Here is a 6,511-nt window from a genome sequence, read left to right as displayed (position 1 = left end):
GTCCAGCTGCAATGCCTATGAGATCTGCGCCAAAATCTTTCAGGTCGAAGTGGCGCGTTTTTGTCGCGAGCTGGCTGACTTCGGTCAAGAATGAAAAAGCGCCAATAATGGCAAAACTCAACAAGAAAGGCGGGCTGACCTTTGTCCACCTTCGGTGCTCTGCGCAAAAAACAGCTGTCACGACACCAAACAGAAATCCGTGGACAATCTTATCAAGCTCGAGCATACCCCGAGGAGTTTTTGGAAAGATCTGCGAAGGCAGAAGGAGCAGCAGGGCGACTAGAAAACCGCACGCGACTGTCCATTTATAAATTTTCAATATACTCATGACTTGCCGACACTGTAAAAGAAAAGCGCGCCAAGCGTCAATCATAGAGGGGGTCTGACCCCTTTTCTTAAATTTTTAAGAAAAGGGGTCAGACCCCCTCTTTAAAAAAGGCCGCCCTATCCAGGCGGCCTTTTGAGGTGGCCGGCGCACCGGCCACCGGATGTCGTACTGAAGCGTGGTTTCAGAACGGCCTGTCAGCGAGGTAGCGGTATTCTTTGTACCGCCGCTCGATTAAGCTGCGCTGCTTTTCGAGAAGCATCTTTGCGCGCTCGGGGTTCGCCTGCACGAGGCTCTTGAACCGCACTTCGGCGTACATGTACTGCTCGAGCTTGGAGTAGTCCGGTTCTTTCGAATCGAGCTGGAAGGGGTTCTTGCCCTCAGCCTTGAGGCGCGGATCGTAGCGATAGAGTGGCCACACGCCGCTCTGGACTGCGATTTTCTGCTGGTCCATGCCCTTCATCATGTCGATGCCGTGGTTGATGCAGTGCGAGTAGGCGATGATGATGGATGGGCCGTTGTAGCTTTCGGCTTCGCGGATGGCCTTGATGGTCTGGTTCATGTTGGCGCCGAGGGCGATCTGCGCGACATAGACATAGCCATAGCTCATGGCGATCATGCCGAGGTCTTTCTTGAAGATGTCCTTGCCGCTTGTCGCAAAGCGGGCGATGGCGCCGATCGGCGTTGCCTTGGAAGCCTGACCGCCGGTGTTGGAATAGACTTCGGTGTCGAGCACAAGGAGGTTCACGTTCTTGCCGGATGCGATGACGTGGTCGAGGCCCCCAAAACCGATATCGTATGCCCATCCGTCCCCGCCGACAATCCACACAGAGCGGCGGATCAGCGCATCGGCGACATTGTCGAGCTCTTTCGCCCAATCTTCTTTTTTGCTGGCTAAAGCTTTGCGGAGCTCGGCCACATTGGCGCGCTGAGCTTCGATCTGCTCTTCATTTTCCTGGGCATTGGCAAGGATGCGGTCGATGAGATCCGCTGGGACGCCATTTGTCTTGGCGGTGTCCAGAAGCTCGCGGGCATATTCAGCCTGCTTGTCGGTGGTGAGGCGCATGCCATAGCCAAATTCAGCCGCATCTTCGAAGAGGCTGTTCGACCAAGCCGGGCCGCGTCCATCAGCGCGCTTAGTGTAGGGCGTGGTGGGCAGATTGCCGCCATAGATCGAAGAGCAGCCGGTCGCATTCGCCATGACGGCGCGGTCGCCGAAAAGCTGGCTCACGAGCTTGACATAAGGAGTCTCGCCGCAGCCTGCGCATGCGCCGGAGAACTCGAAGAGCGGGCGCTTCATCGCAATGCCTTTGGGGATGGAAAGATTAAGGAACTTGTTGTCGGTTTCGGGAATCGAGAGGAAGAAGTCCCAGTTGGCTTTCTCGGTTTCGCGCAGCTCCATCTGCGGGCCGAAGTTGATAGCTTTTCTGCCAGGGTTGGCCTTGTCGATCGCAGGGCAGATATTGATGCATGCGCCGCAACTGGTGCAGTCTTCCGGTGCAACCTGGACGGTCACTTTGAGGCCTGCAAGCTCCTTGCCTTTGCCATCGGCGCTCTTGAAGGTTGCCGGGGCGTTGGCGAGCAGCGCGGGATCGTAGGCTTTCATGCGGATAACCGCGTGCGGGCAGACCATGGTGCAGTTGCCGCACTGGATACAGATCGAAGGTTCCCACACAGGAATTTTCTCGGCGATGTTACGCTTTTCGTATTGGGTAGTACCGGTTGGGAAGGTGCCATCGAGCGGAATTTTGGAAACAGGCACTTTTTCGCCGCGCTGGGCAATGATTTCGCCAAGTGTTTCACGGACAAACTCGGGCGCGCTTGGGGGAACGGGCGGCAGCATATGCTTGGTGCTCGTTGCTTTGCCGACTTTTACTTCGTGAGTCGCACCCAAGGCCATGTCGATAGCGTCGAGGTTTTTCTGGACGATGTCGGCACCTTTGCGCATATAGGTTTTCTTGGTGTATTTCTTGATGAGCTCGACAGCCTGAGCTTCGGGCAGAACGCCGGAAATCTTGAAGAAGGCGGTCTGCATGATTGTGTTGATGCGGCTGCCCATTCCGGACTTGTCTGCGATGCTCATAGCATCGATAACGTAGAACCGCACCTTCTTGTCGATAATTTCTTTTTGTACTTCGACAGGCAGGTTGTCCCAGACTTCGTCAGCAGAATAGGGGCTGTTGAGCAGGAAGGTGCCACCTTCCTTGAGGTTGGCGAGCATGTCGATCTTCTCGAGGAAGCTGAACTTGTGGCAAGCGAGGAAGTCGGCCTTGGTGACAAGGTAGGGTTTTTTGATGTGCTTGGGGCCGAAGCGCAAGTGGCTGATGGTGTAGGTGCCGGCTTTCTTGGAGTCGTAGACGAAGTAGCCCTGGGCTGAGTTGTCGGTCTCGTCGCCGATGATCTTGATGGAGTTCTTGTTCGCGCCGACGGTGCCGTCCGAGCCGAGTCCGTAGAAAAGGCACTCGACCACGCCTTCGCTTGGCAGGTGGAAGGATTCGTCATAGGGCAGGCTCGTAAAGCTCACATCGTCAACAATGCCGACCGTAAAGTGGTTCTTGGGCTGTTCGGCTTTGAGGTTGTCGAACACACTTTTCACCATGGCGGGGGTGAACTCGTAGGAGCCGAGGCCATAGCGGCCGCCAACAACCATTGGCCAGCTCTTGAAGGGGCCGGTGCCTTTGCCCATCGCTTCGCCAATTGCAGTGCGCACATCTTCGTACAGAGGCTCGCCGATGGCGCCGGGCTCTTTGGTCCTGTCGAGGACAGCGATCGATTTGACTGTCGCCGGAATTGCCTTGATGAAGTGTTCGACTGAGAAGGGGCGGTAGAGATGCACTTTTACCACGCCGACTTTTTCCCCTTGCTTGGCGAGATATTCGGCTGTCTCTTCGGCGGTGTCTGCGCCAGAACCCATAATGATGATGACACGCTCGGCATCGGGCGCGCCTGCATAGTCGAAGAGGTTATAGGTGCGGCCAGTGAGCTTGGCGAGCTGCGCCATGGTTTCTTCGACGATGGCCGGAGTGGCTTCATAGAGCTTGTTCGTGGCTTCGCGGCCCTGGAAGTAGACATCGGGGTTCTGGCTTGTGCCGCGAATTTCAGGATGCTCGGGATTGAGACCGCGGGCTCTGTGCTCGCGGACTTTGTCTTCGGGGATCATTGCCCGGATGACGTCGTATGAAAGCTCTTCGATTTTGGAGACTTCGTGCGAAGTGCGAAAACCATCGAAGAAATGCAGGAAGGGAACGCGTGCCTTAAGGGTCGCTGCGTGCGCAACAAGCGCCATGTCCATGACTTCCTGGACATTGTTAGAAGCAAGGAGAGCCCAGCCGGTCTGGCGGGTTGCCATTACGTCCTGATGATCGCCGAAAATCGATAGCGCATGCGCGGCGATGGCGCGCGCGGCGATGTGGAAAACAGTCGGGGTAGCTTCGCCAGCGATTTTGTACATATTGGGGACCATAAGGAGGAGTCCCTGGGAGGCGGTGAAGGTTGTGGAGAGTGCGCCAGTGGTGAGCGCGCCATGCACTGCTCCCGCAGCACCGGCTTCTGACTGCATTTCGACTACCTGAGGTACGGAACCCCAGATATTCTTTCTTGCCATCGATGAGAACTCATCGGCAAGTTCTCCCATGGGTGAAGAAGGCGTAATGGGATAGATCGCGATAACGTCGGAACATGCGTGCGCGACATGAGCCGCGGCGGCATTACCGTCGATCATTACCATGTTCTTGGAATTAGTCATTGTGGCATTCCTCTGGGAAATTGGATATAGAGAGGGGTCTGAAACTTAGACCCAAATAATTTTACAACTCTTTTGCAGATATTTCAATAGCAGATGCCAGAAAAGGGGGCGTTGTGCATTTTTATGCTTGACCTTGGCGGGCATGCGCGCTCATGATTGAGGTATGAAATTGCTGGTACTTGCGGCGGGAATCGGCTCTCGCTTTGGTGGAATAAAGCAGCTGGCGCCGGTGGGCCCGAATGGTGAAACGCTTCTGGAATATTCATTGTTTGACGCACTGCGGGCGGGATTTTCGGAGATTGTGTTCCTTGTGCGGCCGGAAATCGAAGAGGATTTCCGCACAATGGTGCTGAGCCGCTTGCCGGCTTCGGTGCAATGGCAGCTTGCGTATCAGACATCGACGAGCATGCTGGATGAAAAATCCATCGTGCGGGCTCGGGAAAACGGAAGGATAAAGCCTTGGGGGACAGGGCATGCTCTTCTATGTGCTCGGGCACAGCTTGAGCAGAGCGGGCCCTTTGCGGTGATAAATGCAGATGATTTTTATGGGCCGCGGGCATTTGCCGGCGTGCAGGCCAATCTTGCAGCGAATCCGCAGGAGTTCTGCTTTGCAGGATACAGGCTCGATGATGTTGTGCCGCAAGAAGGCGTGGTTTCGCGGGCCATCTGCACTATCGATGCAGACGGCCTTCTGACTGGAATTGTCGAGCATAAAAGGGTCTGGCGTCGAGGCCAGGAATTCATATCGGAAATCGACGGGAAGCAATATGTCCTCGATCCGCAGACTGTTGTCTCCATGAACCTCTGGGGGCTCAGCGAGGCTATATTTGCCTGGGCGGAGCGCATGTGGCGTGATTTTCTGAGCGAGCCAGCAAATTATGGGTCGAAGGAATTCTTTTTGCCTGATATTGTGAATGCCATGGTCGCCCATGGAGCGGTGCGTGTGCGAATGATCCCCGCAAGCATGCGAAGTTTCGGCCTTACGAATCCGGGCGATCTTGAAGAGACGCGCGAGCGCATTGCCCGGATGATTGCCAAAGGGGACTATCCGGCACCGCTATGGAGGGGAAAATGAGCGACTTTCCTCGGCTCTGGAATATTGAAGAGAGCGAATTTGCGGATCTCTTCGCGCAATTGGAGGCACCATGGGAGGCTCTCCATAGCCTCGACGGGTATCTTGCTTCGCTTTTGCAAAAGGCTGACGTTTCCGGGCAGGTGGTCCTGTCGCCGGTTCCGGAAGGAGTGCACATCGAAGGGCTTGTTTACATCGCAGAAGGCTGCGTGATTGAGTCGGGAGCGTTTATCCGCGGCCCGGCATGGATTGGCGCTGGATGCGAAATCCGCAGCGGCTGCTACATCCGCGGCGGCGTGATTGCGGGAAGCGGCGCGGTGCTAGGCCATGCAAGCGAGTTCAAGCATTGCATCCTACTGTCGCACGCGCAGGCGCCGCACTTCAATTATGTGGGCGACTCTGTCTTGGGAATTCATGCGCATATCGGCGCGGGAGTGATTCTGTCGAATTACCGCCTCGATGGAAAGCCCGTACCGGTGCGCGCCATGGGAGCAGGCGAGCGCATCGAAACGGGGCTTGCGAAATTTGGAGCGCTGATAGGGGACTATTGCGAAATTGGCTGCAATACTGTGCTCAATCCTGGCACAATCTTGGGAGCACAGAGCGTGGTGCTTCCGCTTTCGAACATACGCGGTACATGGCCGCCGGGTTCGCGGCTTCCGGGCTGATTGCTTTTTGGCTGAGCAAGCGCTGCTGTTGAGCGTGACAAGCGCAAAGCGTGGCACAAGGTTGGAAGCACTACCTTAGGAGAACATCGCTGGCAACGCGGAACAGCTTCTCCAACGTCTCCCGAGTCGCTTCCGAATGAAATTCCGGTTTCCACTCCAGATATGCAAGCGTATCCGAAACGGAAAAACATGAGGCAATGCGTGCGTCCCTGTGCGCGGCTACCGCGAAGAGCGCCGCGGCTTCCATTTCGACCACCAGGGCTCCCTTTTTTCGAAAATACTCAACCTCGACGGGTGTTTCGCGATAGATCGCATCGGTTGTCCATGTCGCTCCACGGGCAAAGGGCAAGCCGGCGGCGGAAAGCTCGTCCGCAAGTTTTTCGGTGAGCGCTCTGTCAGGAAAGACATCCGAATCGTCGGGCAGATAATGATATGAAGTGCCTTCGTCGCGGATTGCGCTGTCGCAGAGGACAATCGATCCTGGCGGCAGATCTTCTCGAAGGGAGCCGGCCATGCCCATCGAGACAAAATCCCGCACGCCCCAGGCAATGAGCTCTTCGAGCATGACCGCCGCCGCAGGGGCGCCAACGCCGAAACCTGCCGCTATGGCGAGCTGGCGCCGGGTTTGTGGTATATTTCGTGGCCCATCAAGGTAATAAATAAACTGGCCAAAGTACCCCTGCGCGCGCTCGACTGGATAG

Annotated in this window: 5 protein-coding genes; 2 read left to right on the top strand and 3 right to left on the bottom strand. The window is 56.1% G+C overall.

The window, feature by feature from the left end; translation table 11 throughout:
• Positions 1-328: VanZ family protein (locus tag GAP13_RS12345; protein ID WP_158908601.1), on the bottom strand; the 328-nt coding region annotated here is incomplete at its 3' end.
• A 181-nt stretch (positions 329-509) separates the two neighbouring features.
• The gene (gene nifJ, locus GAP13_RS12340) at positions 510-4,070 is read right to left on the bottom strand and encodes a pyruvate:ferredoxin (flavodoxin) oxidoreductase (protein WP_158908600.1); all 3,561 of its coding nucleotides are present in this window, start codon (positions 4,068-4,070) and stop codon (positions 510-512) included.
• Between the two features lie 163 nt (positions 4,071-4,233).
• Here nifJ and GAP13_RS12335 point away from each other — a divergent pair, with 163 nt between their 5' ends.
• Both GAP13_RS12335 and GAP13_RS12330 read left to right on the top strand, forming a co-directional pair.
• A complete protein-coding gene (locus tag GAP13_RS12335) occupies positions 4,234-5,145 on the top strand; it encodes a nucleotidyltransferase family protein (protein WP_158908599.1) in 912 nt (303 codons plus the stop codon).
• On the top strand, positions 5,142-5,810 hold the full coding sequence (locus GAP13_RS12330; protein ID WP_158908598.1) for an acyltransferase: 669 nt from the start codon (positions 5,142-5,144) through the stop codon (positions 5,808-5,810). Before GAP13_RS12335 ends, GAP13_RS12330 begins: the two co-directional genes overlap by 4 nt.
• A gap of 70 nt (positions 5,811-5,880) precedes the next feature.
• On the opposite strand, the gene GAP13_RS12325 is transcribed toward GAP13_RS12330, so the two are convergent.
• On the bottom strand, positions 5,881-6,511 hold a 631-nt coding region (locus tag GAP13_RS12325; RefSeq protein WP_158908597.1), incomplete at its 5' end, for a nucleoside phosphorylase.

Source organism: Rectinema subterraneum (assembly GCA_009768935.1).
GTDB classification, from domain to species: domain Bacteria; phylum Spirochaetota; class Spirochaetia; order Treponematales; family Rectinemataceae; genus Rectinema; species Rectinema subterraneum.
Note: the sequence above shows the minus strand (reverse complement) of the source record. Positions and strands in the feature narration are given on the sequence as shown.